Origin of the sequence: Rhodanobacter sp. Soil772, from assembly GCF_001428385.1 — a bacterium.
Classification (GTDB): Bacteria; Pseudomonadota; Gammaproteobacteria; order Xanthomonadales; family Rhodanobacteraceae; genus Rhodanobacter.
The window spans coordinates 764,269-782,222 of sequence record NZ_LMSK01000001.1; the positions used below are offsets into that span (position 1 = coordinate 764,269).

Here is a 17,954-nt window from a genome sequence, read left to right on the forward strand (position 1 = left end):
ATGGGGTCGCTCAGAGCTTTTCCATAGTGCACAACAACGGGTGCTGATGGGAACGTGAATATTCGTTGACGTGGGTTACCTTGGTTTCGGCCACTTCGCGGGTAAAAACGCCGCACACGCCGCGCCCGCGGGTGTGTACGTGCAGCATCACCTGTACCGCCTGCTCCTGGTCCAGGTTGAAGAAAGTGCGCAACACTTCGACCACGAAGTCCATCGGGGTGAAATCATCGTTCAACAGCAGCACCTGGAACAGCGGTGGTCGCGCCACCTCGGGCTTCGCGGTTTCCAGCGCCAGGCCGCGGCCGCTGTCTTGCTCATGTTCGGGTTCGTGGGCCATGGTTTCTTGGGGTGTGATCTCTGGTTCGAAGTATACGCCGCGGTGCCGCTTCCACCCCGCAGCGGTGTGACAAGGGAGGTGATGGCACAATGGCTGCTTTTCCAGTCCCCGCCCGCACCGCCATGACCGCTTCCATCACCCCCGCCGAGATCTGGCGCCCGCACGTCACCGTCGCCTGCGTGGTGGCCGATGGCGAGCGGTATCTGATGGTCGAGGAAGAAGTCAACGGCCGGCTTGCCTACAACCAGCCGGCCGGTCACCTGGACGACGGTGAAAGCCTCACCGCGGCGGCCTTGCGCGAAACGCTGGAGGAAACCGGCTGGACGGTGGAACTGCAGCACCTGATCGGCGTGCACCAGTGGCGCAGTACCGAGCACGGCGACGCGGTGATCCGTTTCAGCTTCGCCGCCCGTGCGCTCAGCCACGATCCGGACCGACCGCTGGACACCGACATCCGCCGCGCCTTGTGGCTGACCCGGGCCGAGATCGCCGCGCTGGGCGATCGCCTGCGCAGCCCGATGATCCTGCAGAGCATCGACCTGTGGCTGGGCGGCCAGCGGCTGCCGCTGGAGACCCTGAGTCGTCTGCCCGAAGGCGGCGCCTCGTGAAGGTGATGCTCGGCATTTCCGGTGGCGTCGACTCCTCGGTCGCCGCGCTGCTGCTGCAACAGGCCGGCTACGAGGTCGAAGGCCTGTTCATGCAGAACTGGGAAGAGGACGACCGCAGCGGTCCCTGCACCACCGACGCCGACCGCAAGGACGCCGTGGCCGTGTGCGGCCGGCTCGGCATCCCGTTCCACGCGCGCAACTTCGCCGCCGAATACTGGGACGGCGTGTTCGAGCACTTCCTCGCCGAATACCGCGCCGGGCGCACGCCGAACCCCGACGTGTTGTGCAATCGCGAGATCAAGTTCAAGACCTTCCTCGACGAGGCCCACGCCCTGGGCGCCGACAGGATCGCCACCGGCCACTATGCCCGCGTCGACTGTGTGGACGGCCGCCATCGGCTGCTGCGCGCGGTGGACACAGCCAAAGACCAGAGCTACTTTCTGCACGCGTTGGGCCAGCAGCAACTGGCCGCCACGCTGTTCCCGCTGGGCGGAATCGAGAAGCCGCGCGTGCGCGAGATGGCCCGCGCGGCGGCCCTACCGACCCATGCGAAAAAGGACTCCACCGGCATCTGCTTCATCGGCGAACGCGATTTCCGCGGCTTCCTGTCGCAATACATTCCGGCTCGCCCCGGCGAGATACGCACGCCGGACGGCGAACTGATCGGCGAACACCAGGGCGCGATGTACTACACCCTGGGCCAGCGCAACGGGCTGGGCATCGGCGGCCGCCACGGCGCCAGCGGCGAGGCCTGGTACGTGGTCGGCAAGGACGTGGCGGCGAACGTGCTGTACGTCGCCCAGGGCGGCGAGAACCACTGGCTGTACTCGCAGCGACTGCAGTCGGAAACACCTACCTGGGTCGATGGCGCCGCGCCCTCCGCCCACTTCCGCTGTACCGCGCGTACCCGCTATCGCCAGACCGACCAGGCCTGTGAGGTCGGCGTGACCGATACCGGCCTTGAGGTACGCTTCGACGAACCCCAACGTGCGGTTACCCCCGGGCAGTCGGTGGTCCTCTACGATGGCGAAGTCTGCCTCGGCGGCGCGGTGATCGCCGCCACCGATGCACCGTACGGCGGCCTGCTGCCGGCACTCGCCCCATCATCCACATCCCCAGCAAGAGAATCGGCATCCCGTGTTTGAAACTTTTTCCATGACCGAAGAACGCGTGCTCGCCCTCGCCGGCCTGTTCCAGGCTTGTGCGCTGGCGCAGCAGCTGGCCAACGAAGGGCGCTGCGACGAGGCCGCGATGGAAGCCAGCGTGGCCAGCGTGTTCCGCATCGATGCGCCTTCGGTGGTCGGCGTGTACGGCAACATCTCGAACGTGCGGCTCGGCCTGCGCACGCTGATCGCACAGTTGGACGAAAGTACCCCCGACATGTCGGTGACGCGCATGACGGTGACCGTGATGCGGCTGGAACGAAGCCTGTCGGCGCGCACGGACCTGCTGGAAAAACTGCAGCAGGGCATCGTTGCCGCGCAGCGGCAGGTCGAGCATTTCGGCCAGGATTCCAGCCAGGTCAACAGCCGGCTGGCCGAGGTCTACGCGTCCACCTTGTCGATCCTCAAGCCGCGCGTGATGGTCAGCGGCAACCCGCAGCAGCTGCAGCAGACCGCCGTGGTGGAAAAAGTGCGCAGCAACCTGCTCGCCGCCGTGCGCTCGGCGGTGCTGTGGCGGCAGATCGGCGGGCGCCAGTGGCAGCTGCTGCTGTACCGGCGCCAGTGCAGCATGCTGGCCCGCGGCCTGCTGACCGGAGCCACGCTGGACAATCGCTGACGGCGGTCTTTCCGGTTCGCGGAAAAGCAAACGGCGGGCTTCATGCCCGCCGTTTTCCATCCATGGGTGGAACTCCGTTGCGATAGACCGTCTGTCACCCGTTCCGTACAGGCAGCATGTTGCCGCCTGCAGATTGCATCAGAATGACACTTCGCCGAACACGCCGATCTCGTTCGTCTTGTTGTTCTGTACGTGCGGCGGTACCGGCGTGGCGACCGACTTGTCGACCTTGCCGTGCTTCCACACGCCGGCCAGCTTGAAGCCCTTGGTCACCTGGTACTCGACGCCGGCGTTGTAATAGGTGTCCTTGGCATCGCGATCCAGGCTCTTGCTGAGCTTGGCGCTGTCGTAGCGGGCGAACAGATTCACGTTGTCGGCCACCGCCACACTGCCCCACAGCGAATAACCGTCGGCCTTGTCGGCGAGCGGGCTGAGCACGTTGTTCCAGTTTTTCGCGGTGAAGTACTCGGCACCGAGGCGGAAGGCCTTGCTGGCGTAGGCGAGCATGAAGTCGCCGCGCTCGGCGGTGTGCGCCGCGTCGATGTTCTCGGTCTCCTGACCGCGATGGCCGCTGTAGCCGCCGACCGCCACCACCATGTTCTCGAACGGCACGAAGCCCACGCGGCCCTCGAAGTCCACGCCCTTGCTGCGGCCCGGGTTCTTGTAACCGTTGCCGTTGACCACCGACACCGCATAGTTGAGCGACTTGCCGGCGCCGATGTCGCCGGCCAGATGCAGGCCCCAGTCGGCCGAGTTGCCGTACTTCAGGCGGTCGGTGATGGTGTTCTCGACGTAGCGGAAGCCGTAGTACTTCTCGGCGAACGGAATCCACGGCATGTCGGACGAACCGACGCGGAACACCGCGGCGTCGTCGAACTTGCCCTGCACGTACGCCTTCTTGACGAACAGGCTGGTCTGGCCGTCGCTGCTGGAGTAGTTGAAGTCGGTGGTGAGGTTGGCCGACCAGATGTCGTTGAACTTGTGGTCGACGCCGAGGTAGAAGCGCTTCACGTCCAGGCCGAAGCCGGATTTGTCGCTCTTGCCCTTGTCGCTGTTCTTGTCGTCGATGCTGGTGAAGTCGAAGAACATCTTGCCCGACAGCGTGGTGTTGTTGACCGCCTTCTCCAGCGCGGCGAGCTTCTTGTCGCTGGCCGTGGTCACGTTGGTGGCCTTCTCCACCGCCTGGCCGGTGCTGACGTTGATGTCGGACTGTGCGTCGGTACGCTGCTCCAGTTCCTCCACCTTGGCCTGCAGCGCGGCCAGTTGTGCCTTCAGCTGCTCGACTTCGCTGCTGCTGGCGGCGGCTGTCCTGTTCTGTGCCGGCGCCGCGGAGGCGGCGAAACTGGTCAGGCCAAGGCCGGCGGCAATCGCCACCGCAATCAATTTGGAACGCATGTGATTCTCCGCAAGTGGATGGAAAGCATCTCGATCGCCCCGTCGATCCGATGGCTGGCTAGCGATTGGTTAACAATTCTGCCGGGGGATTTTTACGGTTGGGTGCAGCTTTGATGACATATTCAAGACAGCGCCGCGAAGCCGCGGAAAGTGTCGCACCTCTCGCCGCGCGGAGCGGCTGATATGCTTCGCCGATGGATATTCTCAGCAACAGCGCCGCGCCGCGCATGGCCGAGCGGTTTCGCGGCTTCCTGCCCGTGGTGGTCGACGTGGAAACCGGCGGCTTCGATGCCGAACATGACGCCCTGCTGGAAATCGCCGCGGTGCCGCTGACGATGGACGAAGGCGGCTACCTGAAGTTGCAGCCCACCGTGTCCACGCATGTGGAACCGTTCCCCGGCGCGAACCTGGACCCGCGCTCGCTGGAGATCACCGGCATCGACCCGACCAACCCGCTGCGCGGCGCGCTGGCCGAGCGGCAGGCGCTGGACCATATCTTCCAGGCAGTGCGCGAGGCGGTGCACGAGGCCGGCTGCCAGCGGGCGATCCTGGTCGGCCACAACGCCGCGTTTGACCTTGGCTTTCTGAACCAGGCGGTGCGCCGCTGCGGCCACAAGCGCAACCCCTTCCACCCGTTCAGCTGTTTCGATACGGTCAGCTTCGGCGGCCTCGCCTACGGCCAGACCGTGCTGAGCAAGGCGGTGCTGGCCGCCGGCCATACGTTCGACAGCCGCGAGGCGCATTCGGCGGTGTATGACGCCGAGCGCACCGCCGAACTGTTCTGCAGCGTGGTCAACCGCTGGCGCCAGCTGGAGCTGTTCGAGCAGGCCCACAGCGGGCTCGACGCGGCCTGATCCCGCGACGCAGCAGGGCGCAGGCACTGCCGCGAAGCGGCCATATGACAGCCTGTCATACGGTTGCAACATTCATTTCATCCAATGGCAACACGAAAAGCCTGAAATGGCGGGGTCGCATCCGACTTTCCTCCAAGGAGCTACCGTGTTGACCATCAACAAACTCCCGCTTCGCTTCGCCGCCGTCGCCACGCTTGCCGTGGCCTCGACCTTCGGTGTGGCCGCGCACGCCACCGACATCACCGGCGCCGGCTCCAGCTTCGTCTACCCGGTCATGTCCAAGTGGTCGGCCGCGTACGCGGAGAAGACCGGCCACCACCTCAACTACCAGTCGGTCGGTTCCGGCGCGGGTATCGCGCAGATCAAGGAAGGCACCATCGACTTCGGCGCCTCCGACGCGCCGATGAAGGTCGAGGACCTGCAGAAGTACGGCCTGGGCCAGTTCCCGATCGTGGTCGGCGGCATCGTGCCGGTGGTCAACATCGCCGGCGTGCAGGCGGGCCAGATCAAGCTGGACGGCACCACCCTCGCCGACATCTTCCTGGGCAAGATCACCCACTGGAACGACCCGAAGATCGCCGCGCTGAACGCCGGCCTGACCCTGCCGGCCGGCAAGATCACCGTGGTGCATCGCTCGGACGGTTCGGGCACCTCGTTCAACTTCACCAACTACCTGTCCAAGGTCAGCAACGAGTGGGCGACCAAGGTGAAGTTCGGCACCGCCGTGGAATGGCCGACCGGCGTGGGCGGCAAGGGCAACGAAGGCGTGTCGCAGTACGTGCGCCAGATCAAGGGCTCGATCGGTTACGTCGAATACGCCTACGCGGTGAAGAACAAGATCAGCTGGGTCGACCTGAAGAACGCCGCCGGCAACGTCGTCTCGCCGACCGCCGCCAGCTTCGCCGCCGCCGCCGCGACGGCCGACTGGGCCAGCGCCAAGGACTTCAACCTGATCATGACCAATGCACCGGGCGACCAGGCGTGGCCGATCACCGCCACCACCTGGGTGATCATGTACAAGACGCCGAAGAATGCCGGCAACAGCAAGGTCGCGTTCGACTTCTTCAAGTCCGCCCTGGAGCAGGGCCAGCAGGCCGCCAGCGAGCTGGATTACGTGCCGCTGCCGGCGACGCTGGTCAGCCAGATCGAGGCGTACTGGGCGTCCGAGTTCAAGCACTGATGCAGTAAAGCGCACTCCCCCGCCGGCCCGGTCGGCGGGGGAGCGCGAGTTTCCATCCCGCACCACTGGACCACCATGCCAGCGATCGACACGGCCATTTCAACCACCGACATCCTGGAACAGCGCAGCCGTCGCGATGCACGCCACGAGCGGCTGTTCCGCTGGCTGTTGAAGGGCTGCGCGCTGATCGTACTGGCGTCCCTGCTCGGTGCCGCCGGTGCCACGCTGTGGGGCGGCCGCGACGCCTTCGGCACGTTCGGCTGGCACTTCCTGGTCAGCTCGGAATGGGACCCGGGCAATGATGTCTACGGTGCCCTGGTGCCGGTCTACGGCACGGTGATCACCTCGTTCATCGCGCTGCTGATCGCGGTGCCGATCAGTTTCGGCATCGCGGTCTATCTTTCCGAAGTGGCACCCGCCTGGCTGCGCACGCCGGTCGCCTCGGCGATCGAGCTGCTGGCCGGCATCCCTTCGATCATCTACGGCATGTGGGGCTTGTTCATCTTCGCCCCGTTCTTTGCCGATCACATCAAGCCGTGGTTGACCAGCAACCTCGGCAACAAGCCCGACGACGGCAAGCTGTCGTGGGTAGCCGAACACGTGCCGTTCGTGGGCAAGCTGTTCGGCAGCGACTATCCGTTCGGCGCCAGCATCCTGGTCGCCGGCATCGTGCTGGCGATCATGGTGATCCCGTTCATCTCCTCGGTGATGCGCGAGGTGTTCCAGACCGTGCCGACCCGGCTGAAGGAGTCGGCCTATGCGCTGGGCTCCAGCACCTGGGAAGTGTCGTGGGACATCGTGCTGCCGTACACCCGCTCGGCGGTGATCGGCGGCATCTTCCTCGGCCTCGGCCGCGCGCTGGGCGAGACCATGGCGGTGACCTTCGTGCTGGGCAACGCGATGCACCTGTCGGCCTCGCTGCTCGATCCCGGCACCTCGATCGCCTCGACCATCGCGAACCAGTTCAGCGAGGCGGCCGGCCTGCAGAAATCCGCGCTGATGGCGCTGGCGTTCCTGCTGTTCGTGGTCACCTTCATCGTGCTGCTGATCGCGCGATTGATGTTGCGCCGGCTGGCCAGCAAGGAGGGCCGCTGATGAACTCGCCCTACCTGCGCCGCCGCATCACCAACGCGCTGGCGATGGTGCTGAGCACGCTGGCCACCCTGATCGGCCTGGCGTTCCTGGCCTGGATCCTGTGGGAAACCCTGCGCCAGGGCATCAGTGCGCTGGACCTGAAGCTGTTCACCAAGGTCACCGCCTACGGCGAGGATGGCGGCCTGCTCAACTCCATGGTCGGCAGCCTGGTGATCAACTTCATCGGCATCGGCATCGCCACGCCGATCGGCGTGCTGGCCGGCACCTGGCTGGCCGAGTACGCGAACCGCACCCGGCTGGGCGAATCGATCCGCTTCCTCAACGACATCCTGCTGTCGGCGCCGTCGATCGTGATGGGCCTGTTCGTGTACACCATCATCGTGCTGCCGAGCACCGCACTCACCCACGGCTCCACCACGTTCTCCGGTTTCGCCGGCGGCGTGGCGCTGGCGCTGATCGCGCTGCCGGTGATCGTGCGCACCACCGACGAGATGCTGCGGCTGGTGCCGTCCACGCTGCGCGAGGCGGCGCTGTCGCTCGGCGTGCCGCAGTGGAAGCTGACCCTGCAGATCCTGATTCGCGCCGCGCGCTCGGGCATCATCACCGGCGTGCTGCTGGCGCTGGCGCGGATCAGCGGCGAGACCGCACCGCTGCTGTTCACCGCGTTCGGCAACAACTACATGGCGATCAACCCGATGGACAAGATGTCCAGCCTGCCGCAGATCATCTACCAGTACGCCAACGATCCGGGCGACGCGATGCACGCCCTGGCCTGGGCCGGCGCGTTCGTGATTACCATGTTCGTGCTGCTGCTGAGCCTGGCCTCCCGCCTGATCCTTTCCCGCACCAAGGTGTCCCATGACTGATTCCGCCCTCGCCACGAACCCGACACCGGTGGCGGCAGCGGCGGCTGTCGCCCCCAAGCTCGTCGTACGCGACCTGCACTTCTACTACAACGGTTTCCAGGCGCTGAAAGGCATCAGCATGGACATCCCGGAGAAGCAGGTCACCGCGATCATCGGCCCGTCCGGCTGCGGCAAGTCGACCCTGCTGCGCATCTTCAACCGCATCTACGCGATCTACCCGAAACTCGAGGCGAAGGGCTCGATCGAACTGGACGGCGAGAACATTCTCGACCCCGGCTATTCGATGAACCGCTTGCGCAGCAAGGTCGGCATGGTGTTCCAGAAGCCGGTGCCGTTCCCGATGACGATCTTCGAGAACGTTGCCTACGGCATCCGCCACCACGAGAAACTGTCGAAGACGGACATGGAAGGCCGCGTGGAGCAGGCGCTGCGCAGCGCCGCGCTGTGGGACGAGGTGAAGGACAAGCTCAAGCAGAACGCGCTCGGCCTTTCCGGCGGCCAGCAGCAGCGCCTGTGCATCGCCCGCGCGATCGCGCTGAAGCCCGACGTGCTGTTGCTGGACGAACCGACCTCGGCGCTCGACCCGATCGCCACCGGCCGCATCGAGCAATTGGTGGAAGAGTTGAAAAGCCAGTTCACCATCGTCATCGTCACCCACAACATGCAGCAGGCGGCGCGCGTCTCCGACCTCACCGCCTTCATGTACCTGGGCGAGATGATCGAGTTCGACCAGACCGAGAAGATCTTCACCAAGCCGGGCAAGAAGCAGACCGAGGATTACATCACCGGAAGGTTTGGATAGGGCCAGACTCGGGACTCGGGAAAAGCTGCAGACCCTTACGCCGTCATTCCCGCGAGGCGCTTCTCAACAGCGAAGCTGGTCAAGCGGGAATCCATCTTGCTCTTACTGTGAACGCCGCATGCAAAGGTCAAAGTCAGAATGGATTCCCGCTTTCGCGGGAATGACGACATCGAAAGCTTAAAGAACACATCGAGGCAGCACATGAACACCGGCACCGACCACATCATCAAGAGTTACGACAGCGAACTGACCCGGCTCACCGGCGAAATCGTGCGCATGGGCGAGCTGTCGGTGACCCAGCTGGAAGCGGCCATCGACGTGCTCGAACGCCGCGACGAGCGCGCCGCCCAGCGCGTGGTCGGCAACGACGACGCGATCGACCAGCTGGAGCAGGAAATCGGCCACGACGTGGTGCGCCTGCTGGCGCTGCGCGCGCCGATGGCCGGCGACCTGCGCAATGTGTATGCCGCACTGCGCATCGCCTCGGACATCGAACGCATCGGCGACTACGCCGCCAACGTGGCGAAGCGCTCGATCCCGCTGTCGATGGTGGCGCCGGTGGCGCCGGTCGGCGGCCTGCACCAGCTGGCCGCGCTCGCCGCCGGCGAAGTGCGCGGAGTGCTGGCGGCCTACCGCGACCGCGATGCCGAACGTGCCTACCAGGTGTGGAAGGACGACGTGGTGCTGGACGAGGCCTATACCGGCTACTTCCGCCAGCTGCTCACCTACATGATGGAAGACCCACGCAACATCACCCCGTGCACCCACCTGCTGTTCATGGCCAAGAACATCGAGCGCATCGGCGACCATGCCACCAACATCGCCGAGAACGTGTGGTTCCAGGTCACCGGCGAGCAGTTGGACAAGCAGCGCAGCAAACGCGATCTCACCTCGAGCCCGGAAATCACCAAGCTCGGCGAGTAGGCGTTGCTAGCTTGCGGTGAGCTTGAGGCCGACGATCCCCACCAGGATCAGCGCAACGCACAGCAGCCGCGGCAATGTGGCCGGGTCGCCGAACAGCACGATGCCCAGTGCCACCGCGCCGATCGCGCCGATGCCGGTCCAGATCGCATACGCGGTACCGATCGGCAGCGTTTTCACCGCCATCGCCAGCAACACGATGCTGACCGCCATCGCCGCCAGCGTGCCGACGCTGGGCCAGAGTCGGCTGAAGCCATCGGTGTACTTGAGGCCGATCGCCCAGACCACTTCGAACAGGCCGGCCAGCAGCAGATAGATCCACGCCATGACGACGTTCCTCGGTTTGCTGCAGGGCCGTCCCCGCGATGGGAAAGTGCGCGCAGGGTCGTCCCCGCACCAGCGAACAATTACGGCAGCTCGCGTGTCTCGCGGCGGCGCTTGATGCCGCGCACGATGCCGTAGCTGCCGATCAGCAGCCAAGCCACCTGCATGATGAACGCCGACAGGTTGAAGCTGCCGAAACCCAGCGACAGCATCACGCCGATCGCACCCAGGATGTTCATCAGCTGGTAGACCAGCCCACTGCCTTGCAGCTTGCGCTCCTGCAGCAGGAAAAACGCCAGCAGCACCAGCGCCACGCCGAGGTAACCGGCCCAGTCGTACCAGAAGAAGCTCATCGTTTCGCGCTCCGCTGGCGCAGCGCCTCGAACAGCACCACGCCGGTGGCGACGGAGACGTTGAGGCTTTCCATCGTGCCCGGCATCGGGATCTTCGCCACGAAATCGCACAGCTCGCGGGTAAGCCGGCGCAGGCCCTCGCCTTCGCTGCCCAGCACCAGCGCCACCGGGCCCCTGAAGTCGACGCCGTAGACGGTGGTGTCGGTGTCGCCGGCCAGGCCGGTGATCCACACGCCAGCGTCTTTCAATTCGCGCAGCGTGCGCGCCAGGTTGGTCACCGCGATCAGCGGCACCCGGTCGGCGCCGCCGGCCGAAGCGCGGCGCACCACCGGGGTCAGCCCGACCGCGCGGTCCTTCGGCACGATCACCGCGGTGACTTTCGCCGCCGCCGCGCTGCGCAGGCAGGCGCCGAGATTGTGCGGATCGGTGACGCCATCGAGCACCAGCACCAGGGTGTCGCTGCCGTCGCGCTCCAGCAGAGCGGCCAGGTCGCTCTCATGCGCCGCCGGTGCGGCTTCGTAACGCGCCGCCACGCCCTGGTGGCGCGCCTCGCCGGCCAGCTTGTCCAGCTCGTCGCGCGGGCGATGCTGCACCGGGATATTCAGCTTCTTCGCGCGCTCGGCCAGATCCAGCACGCGGGCATTGCGCTGGCCGTTCTCGACCAGCACTTCGCGCACGCGCTCGGCGTCGTTGCTCAGCGCACCTTCGACCGGGTTGATCCCGACGATCCAGCTCTCACTCATGGCTTGCCTTTCGGTTTCGGTTTGCGACCGCCGTGCTTCTTCGGTGCTTGCGGAGCGGCAGCCGGGGCCGGCCCGCGTTTGGCGGAACCGTCCTTGCGCGGGCCACGGCCGGACGACGGCTCGACCCTGCGGCCCTGCTGCTGCCCGCCGGCATGCTGGCGCGTTGCCGCCGGCTGCTGTGCACGCGGCGGCGGATTATCGCTCACCGCGGCCTTGCGCGGGGCCGGTGCCGGCACGGCGACCTCGGCCTCCTTGCGGCCGAAGGCACGGCCGATCGCCTTGGCGGCGCGGCCGAACATGCCCGGTGCCTTGGTCGTGGCGGCGGCCTTCTTCGGCAGCGAATAGCGCTCGCCCGCGGCGGCATAGTCATACGCCTTGCCGCTGCCCGCCGGCGCCGGGGCCGATGTTCGCGGGGAAACCAGGCGGAAGTCGATCTTGCGATCCTCCAGGCTGGCGCGCAGCACCTGGATGCGCACGTGGTCGCCGAGGCGGAACTGCGCGCCGGTGCGCTCGCCCTTCAGCAGTTTGCGGATCGCGTCGAAGTGGTAGTAGTCGTTGACCAGCTGGCTGATGTGCACCAGGCCGGACACCTTCGACTCGTCCAGTTCCACGAACAGGCCGAACGAGGTGACCCCGGTGACCACGCCGTCGAACTCGCTGCCGATGTGCTTTTCCATCCACGCGCACTTGAAGCGCTCGTCCACGTCGCGCTCGGCTTCCTCGGCACGGCGCTCGCGCTGCGAGCAGTGGATCGCCATCGCCGCCATTTCGGCGGGCGTGTAGGTGTAGTCGGTCGGCTTGCGGCCGGTCAGCGCAAAACGGATCGCGCGATGCACCAGCAGGTCCGGATAACGGCGGATCGGCGAGGTGAAGTGTGCATACGCCTGCAGCGACAGGCCGAAGTGGCCGCGGTTGTCGGGCTGGTAGGCGGCCATGCTCTGCGAGCGCAGCAGCACGTTCTGGATCAGCTCGCGCTCGGGGCGGTCGTGCACCATGCGCAGGATTTCGGCGAAATCCGCCGGCGTCACTTCCTCGACCGGCGGCATGCGCAGCTTGAACTCGCGCAGGAACTGCTGCAGGTCCTCGTACTTCTCCGCCGGCGGCGGCTCGTGCGCACGGAACAGCGCGGGGATTTTCTTCTTCTCCAGGAACAGCGCCGCCTGCACGTTGGCGGCGATCATGCATTCCTCGATCAGCTTGTGCGCGTCGTTGCGCTCGGTGGCGCCCATCGACTCGACGCCGCCGGTCTGGTCGAGGCGGAATTTCACCTCCGGCGTCTCGAAGTCGATCGCGCCGCGGCGCTTGCGCTGCGCCGCCATCGCCTTGTACAGCGCGTGCAGGTTCTCCAGCTGCGGCAGCACGTCGGCCACCTCGTGGCGCGCATCCTTCTCGCGCAGGCCGACCGCCTGCCACACCTTGTCGTAGGTGAGCCGCGCGTGCGACAGCATCACCGCGTCGTAGAACTTCGACTTGGCCACGTTGCCTTCGGCGTCGACCAGCATGTCGCACACCATGCACAGCCGCTCGACGTTCGGGTTCAGCGAGCAGATGCCGTTGGACAAGGTCTCCGGCAGCATCGGCACCACGAAGCCCGGGAAGTAGGTCGAAGTGCTGCGCTCGTGCGCCTCGCGATCCAGCGCGTTGCCGGTCTGCACGTAGTGCGAGACGTCGGCGATCGCCACGATCAGGCGCCAGCCGCCGCCACGCTTCGGCTCGGCATACACCGCGTCGTCGAAGTCGCGCGCGTCGGCGCCGTCGATGGTCACCAGCGGCAACTGGCGGATATCGGTACGGCCCTCGCGCTCGGCGGCGGTCACCACCGATTCCACCTGCGCCGCATCGCGCAGCACCTCGGCCGGCCATTCGTGCGGCAGGTCGTGGCTGGCGATCGCCATCTCCACCACCAGCGACGGCTGCAGGCGTTCGCCCAGCACCGCGCGGATCTCGCCGATCGGACCGCGCTGCGAGGTCGGCGGGTCGGTGATCTCGGCCACCACGATCTGGCCGGAGCGCGCGCCCTGCTCCTGGCCGGGCTTGATCATCACGTCCTGGTTCAGGCGGCGGTCGTCCGGCGTCACCAGGGTCACGCCGTTGTCGATCACTACCCGGCCGACCAGCCGCGGCGAACGCCGCTGCAACACTTCGGCGATCGCACCCTGCCGGCGGCCGCGCCGGTCGATGCCGACCACGCTGGCCAGCACGCGGTCGCCGTGCATCACCGCGCGCATCTGCTGCGGCGACAGGTACAGGTCGTCGCCGCCCTCGTCCGGACGCAGGAAACCGTAGCCCTCGGCGTTGGCCAGCACCACGCCGGCGATCAGGTCGAGTTTCTGCGTCGGCGCGTAGCCGCCGCGCCGGCCCAGCAGCAGCTGGCCGTCGCGCACCATCGCGGCGAGCCGCTTGCGCAGCGCCTCGAGGTCGGTTTCATCGTGGATATCCAGCGCCTCGGCGATACGCGCCTCGGTCAGCAATTCGCCGCGCTGCTCAAGCAGGCCGAGGATCGCTTCGCGGCTGGGAATCGGGCGCGCATAACGCTGCGCCTCGCGATTGGCATAAGGGTCGCGCACGGCGCCTGCGGCAGCCTTGTTGCGCTTGTCCGGTGTGGCGGCAGCCCGCGGCGCCCGCTTGGCGGGCTTCTTTGCGGAATGCGAGTCCTGGGGATTGCCGGAACGAGGGGGAGTTTTTCTGGTCACTCAAGGTCCTTGTGATGTTTGCGCCGCGGAGAATGCCACGTCGCAGCGAATGGATGTGAAAAGTGTTGACAAGCCGCCGGCAGATGCCTAAATTACGCGGCTCACGCAGCTCACCGAGCGACGTGACACCTGCCCAGGTGGCGGAATTGGTAGACGCACTAGCTTCAGGTGCTAGCGGGGGCAACTCCGTGGAGGTTCGAGTCCTCTCCTGGGCACCAATTGTAAACGAAGGCCGCCTCTCAAAGGCGGCCTTCGTCTTTTCCGGGTTTGATTGAAGTCAGGAAGGCCGGTGGGCAGTGCCCGTCGGCTTTTCAGGCGGCTGCCGGCCCCTTCAGCTCGATCATGTTGCCCTGCGGGTCGTACAGATAGATCGACGGGCCTTCGCCCTGCGCACCGTAGCGCACGCCCAGCTCGCCGATGCGCACGCCATGCGCCTTCAGGTGCGCCAGGATCGCCGCCTCGTCGTAACCCTCCACGCGCAGGCACAGGTGATCCATGTTGTGGCCTTCCCTGCCCGGCGCGGCGCCGCCGTGGCGGCCCAGCTTGCCGTCGATGGATACCAGGTCGATCAGCGAGGCGCCGGCACGCAGTTGCACCAGGCCGATCTCGTCCTGCCGGCGTTCCTCGCGGCAGCCGAGCACCTCGCAGTAGAAGCGTCGCATGGCCGCGATGTCGATGGCGCGCAACACCACGTGGTCGATTTCGCCGATACGGATCATGGGAGCTCCGGCGGGTCGGGGGATGGGGCGTCCGAGCATAGCGCGGGAGGTTTCTGAACCGCACCCCGGCGGGCCGCAACACGCGCCGCGCGCCCTGTATAATCGCCGCGGTAAACGCATGGTGGGAGAAGCGGGCGGCCCTTGACCGGGCATGTGCCGCTGCCGAAGACGCAACGCCCGTAATCGCTCAGGCTCCCATACCATCATGTGCGAACACTCTGGAGAGACCGGTTGAATCCGGCGCCGAAGGGGCACGAAGCGCAGCCATCGCGCTTCCAAACTCTCAGGCAAAAGGACAGAGGGGCGCCCCGCGTGCGGCACGGCACGCGAGTCTTCGGATGCCCACTCATGAGCCACAACCCCACTGCTTCCCTGCGCGACCTCGAACACCACGGCGCGTTCATCGAACGCCACATCGGTCCGGACGACGCCGAGATCGCGCAGATGCTGCGCGTGATCGGCCACGATTCGCTGGAGTCGATGACCGACGCCATCGTCCCCGGCTCGATCAAGTCCGCCGCCCCGCTGGCGTTGCCGGAGGCGATCACCGAAGAGGAAGCGCTGGCCAAGATCCGCACGATCGCCGACCGCAACCAGGTGTTCCGCAGCTTCATCGGCCAGGGCTACTACGGCACCCTCACGCCGAACGTCATCCTGCGCAACATCCTGGAGAACCCGGCCTGGTACACCGCGTACACGCCGTACCAGGCGGAAATTTCGCAAGGCCGCATGGAGGCGCTGATCAACTTCCAGACGATGTGCGCCGACCTCACCGGGATGGAGATCGCCAACGCCTCGCTACTGGACGAAGCCACCGCCGCGGCCGAGGCGATGACCCTGGCCAAGCGCTCGTGCAAGTCGAAGTCGAACGTGTTCTTCGTGTCGAACGGCGTGCACCCGCAGACGCTGGAAGTGGTGCGCACGCGCGCCGAACCGCTGGGCATCGAGCTGGTGGTCGGTGCCGACAGCGATGCGGCCGGCACCGAGGCGTTCGGCGTGCTGCTGCAGTACCCGGACACCTTCGGCAGCATCAACGATTACCAGGCGATCGCCGACGCCGTGCACGCGCGCGGCGGCCTAGTTGCGGTCGCCACCGACCTGCTCGCGCTGACCCTGATCGCCGCACCCGGCGAATGGGGCGCCGACATCGTGGTGGGCAACTCGCAGCGCTTCGGCGTGCCGTTCGGCTTCGGCGGCCCGCACGCCGCGTTCATGGCCTGCCGCGACACGTACAAGCGTTCGATGCCGGGCCGCCTGATCGGCGTGTCGATCGACACCGAAGGCAAGGCCGCCTACCGCCTCACCCTGCAGACGCGCGAACAACACATCCGCCGCGAGAAGGCCACCTCCAACATCTGCACCGCGCAGGTGCTGCTGGCGGTGATGGCGAGCATGTACGCCGTCTACCACGGTCCGGAAGGCCTCACCCGCATCGCGCGCCGCACGCATCGCCTCGCCGTGATCCTGACCGTCGCGCTGCGTCGGGCCGGCGTGAAGGTGGGCGGCGATTTCTTCGATACGTTGCACATCACCGGTATCGACGCCGCCGCGGTCCATGCCAAGGCTCGCGCTGCCGGCATCAACCTGCGCGAACTGGACGCCAGCAGCCTCGGCATCAGCCTGGACGAGACCACCACCCGCGCCGATGTCGTCGCACTGGCGGGCTTGTTCGGTGCCGAGGTCAACATCGACGCGCTCGATGCCGAAGTCCACGACGCGCTGCCACGCACGTTGCTGCGCCAGAGCACCTTCCTCTCTCACCCGGTGTTCAACACCCACCACAGCGAGCACGAACTGCTGCGCTACATGCGCGCGCTGGCCGACAAGGACCTGGCGATGGATCGCACGATGATCCCGCTGGGCAGCTGCACCATGAAGCTCAATGCCACCGCCGAGATGATCCCGGTCACCTGGCCGGAGTTCGCCAACATCCACCCGCTGGCCCCGGCCACGCAGGCGCAGGGCTACAAGGAATTGATCGACGGCCTGGAAGCGATGCTGGTCGAATGCACCGGCTACGACGCGGTGAGCCTGCAGCCGAACTCCGGCGCGCAGGGCGAGTACGCCGGCCTGCTGGCGATCCGCGCCTATCACCGCTCGCGCGGCGAAGACCACCGCGACATCTGCCTGATTCCCGAATCCGCCCACGGCACCAACCCGGCCTCCGCGCACCTGTGCGGCATGACCGTGGTGGTGACCAAGTGCGACGGCAACGGCAACGTCGATGTGGACGACATCCGCCGCGCTGCGGAGAAACATTCCGACCGCCTCGCCGCGCTGATGATCACCTACCCGTCCACGCATGGCGTGTTCGAGGAAGACATCGTGGCGATCTGCGACATCGTCCACCAGCACGGCGGCCAGGTGTATACCGACGGCGCCAACATGAACGCGCTGGTCGGCGTGGCCAAGCCCGGCAAGTGGGGCTCGGACGTGTCGCACCTGAACCTGCACAAGACCTTCTGCATTCCGCACGGCGGCGGCGGCCCGGGCGTCGGCCCGTGCGCGGTGAAGTCGCACTTGGCCCCGTTCCTGCCGCGCAGGCTCGGCGAGGAAAGCCCGGTCGGCATGGTTTCGGCGGCCAGCTTCGGCAGCGCCAGCATCCTGCCGATCTCGTGGATGTACATCACCATGATGGGCCAGCAGGGTCTGCGCAAGGCAACGCAAGTGGCCTTGCTCAACGCCAACTACATCGCCAAACGGCTCGAAGCGCACTACCCCACCCTGTACACCGGCCGCAACGGGCTGGTGGCGCACGAGTGCATCCTCGACCTGCGCCCGCTCAAGGACACCACCGGCATCGGCGCCGAGGACGTGGCGAAGCGGTTGATCGACTTCGGCTTCCACGCGCCGACGCTGAGCTTCCCGGTGTCCGGCACCTTGATGGTCGAACCGACCGAGAGCGAATCGCAGGCCGAGCTGGACCGCTTCATCGACGCCATGATCCAGATCCGCGACGAGATCCGCGCGATCGAGGAAGGCAAGCTGGACCGCGAGGACAACCCGCTGAAGAACGCCCCGCACACCGCCACCATGGTCAGCGCCAGCGAGTGGACCCACGCCTACCCGCGCGAACTGGCCGCCTTCCCGCTGGCCAGCCTGAAGCTGCAGAAGTACTGGCCGCCGGTCGCCCGCGTCGACAACGTCTACGGCGACAAGCACATCATGTGCGCCTGCATCCCGGTGGATGCGTACAAGGAGGAAGCCGAGGCATAAGCCGCGACCGTCCGGTTGTCCTGTGCGAAAAGGCCCCGCGCTGCGGGGCCTTTTCGTGTGCGTCGTGAC

At 66.4% G+C, this 17,954-nt stretch carries 17 protein-coding genes, 1 tRNA gene and 1 riboswitch; of the genes, 11 read left to right on the top strand and 7 right to left on the bottom strand.

Going from position 1 to position 17,954, the window contains the following annotated elements:
- Positions 1-10: 10 nt before the first annotated feature.
- Positions 11-337: an ATP-dependent Clp protease adapter ClpS gene (gene clpS / locus ASG75_RS03695; RefSeq protein ID WP_056385807.1), complete on the bottom strand. Its 327-nt coding sequence runs from the start codon at positions 335-337 to the stop codon at positions 11-13.
- A 122-nt stretch (positions 338-459) separates the two neighbouring features.
- Here clpS and ASG75_RS03700 point away from each other — a divergent pair, with 122 nt between their 5' ends.
- From ASG75_RS03700 to hflD, 3 genes are read left to right on the top strand one after another with little or no spacing between them, the layout of a single operon-like run.
- The gene (locus ASG75_RS03700; RefSeq protein ID WP_056385809.1) at positions 460-945 is read left to right on the top strand and encodes an NUDIX hydrolase; all 486 of its coding nucleotides are present in this window, start codon (positions 460-462) and stop codon (positions 943-945) included.
- Complete coding sequence (gene mnmA / locus ASG75_RS03705) at positions 942-2,090, top strand: tRNA 2-thiouridine(34) synthase MnmA (RefSeq protein ID WP_056385811.1); 1,149 nt, start codon at positions 942-944, stop codon at positions 2,088-2,090. The genes ASG75_RS03700 and mnmA overlap by 4 nt, the downstream gene beginning before the upstream one ends.
- A 10-nt stretch (positions 2,091-2,100) precedes the next feature.
- The gene (gene hflD / locus ASG75_RS03710) at positions 2,101-2,724 is read left to right on the top strand and encodes a high frequency lysogenization protein HflD (RefSeq protein WP_056385813.1); all 624 of its coding nucleotides are present in this window, start codon (positions 2,101-2,103) and stop codon (positions 2,722-2,724) included.
- 138 nt (positions 2,725-2,862) lie between these two features.
- Here hflD and ASG75_RS03715 read toward each other — a convergent pair whose 3' ends face one another.
- Positions 2,863-4,119, bottom strand: a complete 1,257-nt coding sequence (locus ASG75_RS03715; RefSeq protein ID WP_056385814.1) for a porin — start codon at positions 4,117-4,119, stop codon at positions 2,863-2,865.
- A 194-nt stretch (positions 4,120-4,313) separates the two neighbouring features.
- Between ASG75_RS03715 and rnt the strand changes: the two genes are divergently transcribed.
- From rnt to phoU, 6 genes are all read left to right on the top strand, one after another.
- Positions 4,314-4,973, top strand: a complete 660-nt coding sequence (gene rnt, locus ASG75_RS03720; protein ID WP_056385816.1) for a ribonuclease T — start codon at positions 4,314-4,316, stop codon at positions 4,971-4,973.
- Between the two features lie 148 nt (positions 4,974-5,121).
- Positions 5,122-6,153: a phosphate ABC transporter substrate-binding protein PstS gene (gene pstS, locus ASG75_RS03725; protein WP_200935622.1), complete on the top strand. Its 1,032-nt coding sequence runs from the start codon at positions 5,122-5,124 to the stop codon at positions 6,151-6,153.
- A gap of 75 nt (positions 6,154-6,228) precedes the next feature.
- Positions 6,229-7,248, top strand: a complete 1,020-nt coding sequence (gene pstC, locus ASG75_RS03730) for a phosphate ABC transporter permease subunit PstC (RefSeq protein WP_056385820.1) — start codon at positions 6,229-6,231, stop codon at positions 7,246-7,248.
- Positions 7,248-8,114 (top strand): phosphate ABC transporter permease PstA, encoded by an 867-nt coding sequence (gene pstA, locus ASG75_RS03735; protein ID WP_056385823.1) that lies wholly within the window; start codon positions 7,248-7,250, stop codon positions 8,112-8,114. The genes pstC and pstA overlap by 1 nt, the downstream gene beginning before the upstream one ends.
- On the top strand, positions 8,107-8,916 hold the full coding sequence (gene pstB, locus ASG75_RS03740) for a phosphate ABC transporter ATP-binding protein PstB (RefSeq protein ID WP_056385824.1): 810 nt from the start codon (positions 8,107-8,109) through the stop codon (positions 8,914-8,916). The genes pstA and pstB overlap by 8 nt, the downstream gene beginning before the upstream one ends.
- Positions 8,917-9,117: 201 nt before the next feature.
- A complete protein-coding gene (gene phoU, locus ASG75_RS03745) occupies positions 9,118-9,840 on the top strand; it encodes a phosphate signaling complex protein PhoU (RefSeq protein ID WP_056385826.1) in 723 nt (240 codons plus the stop codon).
- A 6-nt stretch (positions 9,841-9,846) separates the two neighbouring features.
- Here the strand turns inward: phoU and sugE are convergent, their stop codons facing one another.
- The 4 genes from sugE to rnr form a co-directional block, all read right to left on the bottom strand.
- Positions 9,847-10,164 carry a quaternary ammonium compound efflux SMR transporter SugE gene (sugE, locus tag ASG75_RS03750; RefSeq protein WP_056385828.1) on the bottom strand — a complete coding sequence of 106 codons (318 nt, stop codon included), beginning with the start codon at positions 10,162-10,164 and terminating at the stop codon, positions 9,847-9,849.
- Positions 10,165-10,244: 80 nt separating this feature from the next.
- Positions 10,245-10,514, bottom strand: coding sequence for a hypothetical protein (locus tag ASG75_RS03755; protein ID WP_056385830.1), 270 nt, complete (start codon positions 10,512-10,514; stop codon positions 10,245-10,247).
- Positions 10,511-11,257: a 23S rRNA (guanosine(2251)-2'-O)-methyltransferase RlmB gene (gene rlmB / locus ASG75_RS03760; protein WP_056385832.1), complete on the bottom strand. Its 747-nt coding sequence runs from the start codon at positions 11,255-11,257 to the stop codon at positions 10,511-10,513. Before rlmB ends, ASG75_RS03755 begins: the two co-directional genes overlap by 4 nt.
- Positions 11,254-13,824 (bottom strand): ribonuclease R, encoded by a 2,571-nt coding sequence (rnr, locus tag ASG75_RS03765; protein ID WP_056385835.1) that lies wholly within the window; start codon positions 13,822-13,824, stop codon positions 11,254-11,256. Before rnr ends, rlmB begins: the two co-directional genes overlap by 4 nt.
- A 257-nt stretch (positions 13,825-14,081) precedes the next feature.
- Here rnr and ASG75_RS03770 point away from each other — a divergent pair.
- Positions 14,082-14,168, top strand: a tRNA-Leu gene (locus ASG75_RS03770).
- 93 nt (positions 14,169-14,261) lie between these two features.
- On the opposite strand, the gene ASG75_RS03775 is transcribed toward ASG75_RS03770, so the two are convergent.
- On the bottom strand, positions 14,262-14,669 hold the full coding sequence (locus ASG75_RS03775) for a VOC family protein (protein ID WP_056385837.1): 408 nt from the start codon (positions 14,667-14,669) through the stop codon (positions 14,262-14,264).
- A gap of 208 nt (positions 14,670-14,877) precedes the next feature.
- Positions 14,878-14,978, top strand: a riboswitch (glycine riboswitch).
- A gap of 39 nt (positions 14,979-15,017) precedes the next feature.
- Here ASG75_RS03775 and gcvP point away from each other — a divergent pair.
- A complete protein-coding gene (gcvP, locus tag ASG75_RS03780) occupies positions 15,018-17,885 on the top strand; it encodes an aminomethyl-transferring glycine dehydrogenase (protein WP_056385839.1) in 2,868 nt (955 codons plus the stop codon).
- The last annotated feature ends 69 nt before the right edge of the window (positions 17,886-17,954 follow it).

What these genes read in the sequence shown, in the direction of transcription:
- phoU (WP_056385826.1), top strand. Translation starts at nt 9,118, where the DNA reads ATGAACACCGGCACCGACCACATCATCAAGAGTTACGACAGCGAACTG.
- hflD (WP_056385813.1), top strand. Translation starts at nt 2,101, where the DNA reads ATGACCGAAGAACGCGTGCTCGCCCTCGCCGGCCTGTTCCAGGCTTGT.
- clpS (WP_056385807.1), bottom strand. Translation starts at nt 337, where the DNA reads ATGGCCCACGAACCCGAACATGAGCAAGACAGCGGCCGCGGCCTGGCG.
- ASG75_RS03775 (WP_056385837.1), bottom strand. Translation starts at nt 14,669, where the DNA reads ATGATCCGTATCGGCGAAATCGACCACGTGGTGTTGCGCGCCATCGAC.
- ASG75_RS03755 (WP_056385830.1), bottom strand. Translation starts at nt 10,514, where the DNA reads ATGAGCTTCTTCTGGTACGACTGGGCCGGTTACCTCGGCGTGGCGCTG.
- pstC (WP_056385820.1), top strand. Translation starts at nt 6,229, where the DNA reads ATGCCAGCGATCGACACGGCCATTTCAACCACCGACATCCTGGAACAG.
- pstA (WP_056385823.1), top strand. Translation starts at nt 7,248, where the DNA reads ATGAACTCGCCCTACCTGCGCCGCCGCATCACCAACGCGCTGGCGATG.
- pstB (WP_056385824.1), top strand. Translation starts at nt 8,107, where the DNA reads ATGACTGATTCCGCCCTCGCCACGAACCCGACACCGGTGGCGGCAGCG.
- rlmB (WP_056385832.1), bottom strand. Translation starts at nt 11,257, where the DNA reads ATGAGTGAGAGCTGGATCGTCGGGATCAACCCGGTCGAAGGTGCGCTG.
- rnt (WP_056385816.1), top strand. Translation starts at nt 4,314, where the DNA reads ATGGATATTCTCAGCAACAGCGCCGCGCCGCGCATGGCCGAGCGGTTT.
- ASG75_RS03715 (WP_056385814.1), bottom strand. Translation starts at nt 4,119, where the DNA reads ATGCGTTCCAAATTGATTGCGGTGGCGATTGCCGCCGGCCTTGGCCTG.
- gcvP (WP_056385839.1), top strand. Translation starts at nt 15,018, where the DNA reads ATGAGCCACAACCCCACTGCTTCCCTGCGCGACCTCGAACACCACGGC.
- ASG75_RS03700 (WP_056385809.1), top strand. Translation starts at nt 460, where the DNA reads ATGACCGCTTCCATCACCCCCGCCGAGATCTGGCGCCCGCACGTCACC.
- sugE (WP_056385828.1), bottom strand. Translation starts at nt 10,164, where the DNA reads ATGGCGTGGATCTATCTGCTGCTGGCCGGCCTGTTCGAAGTGGTCTGG.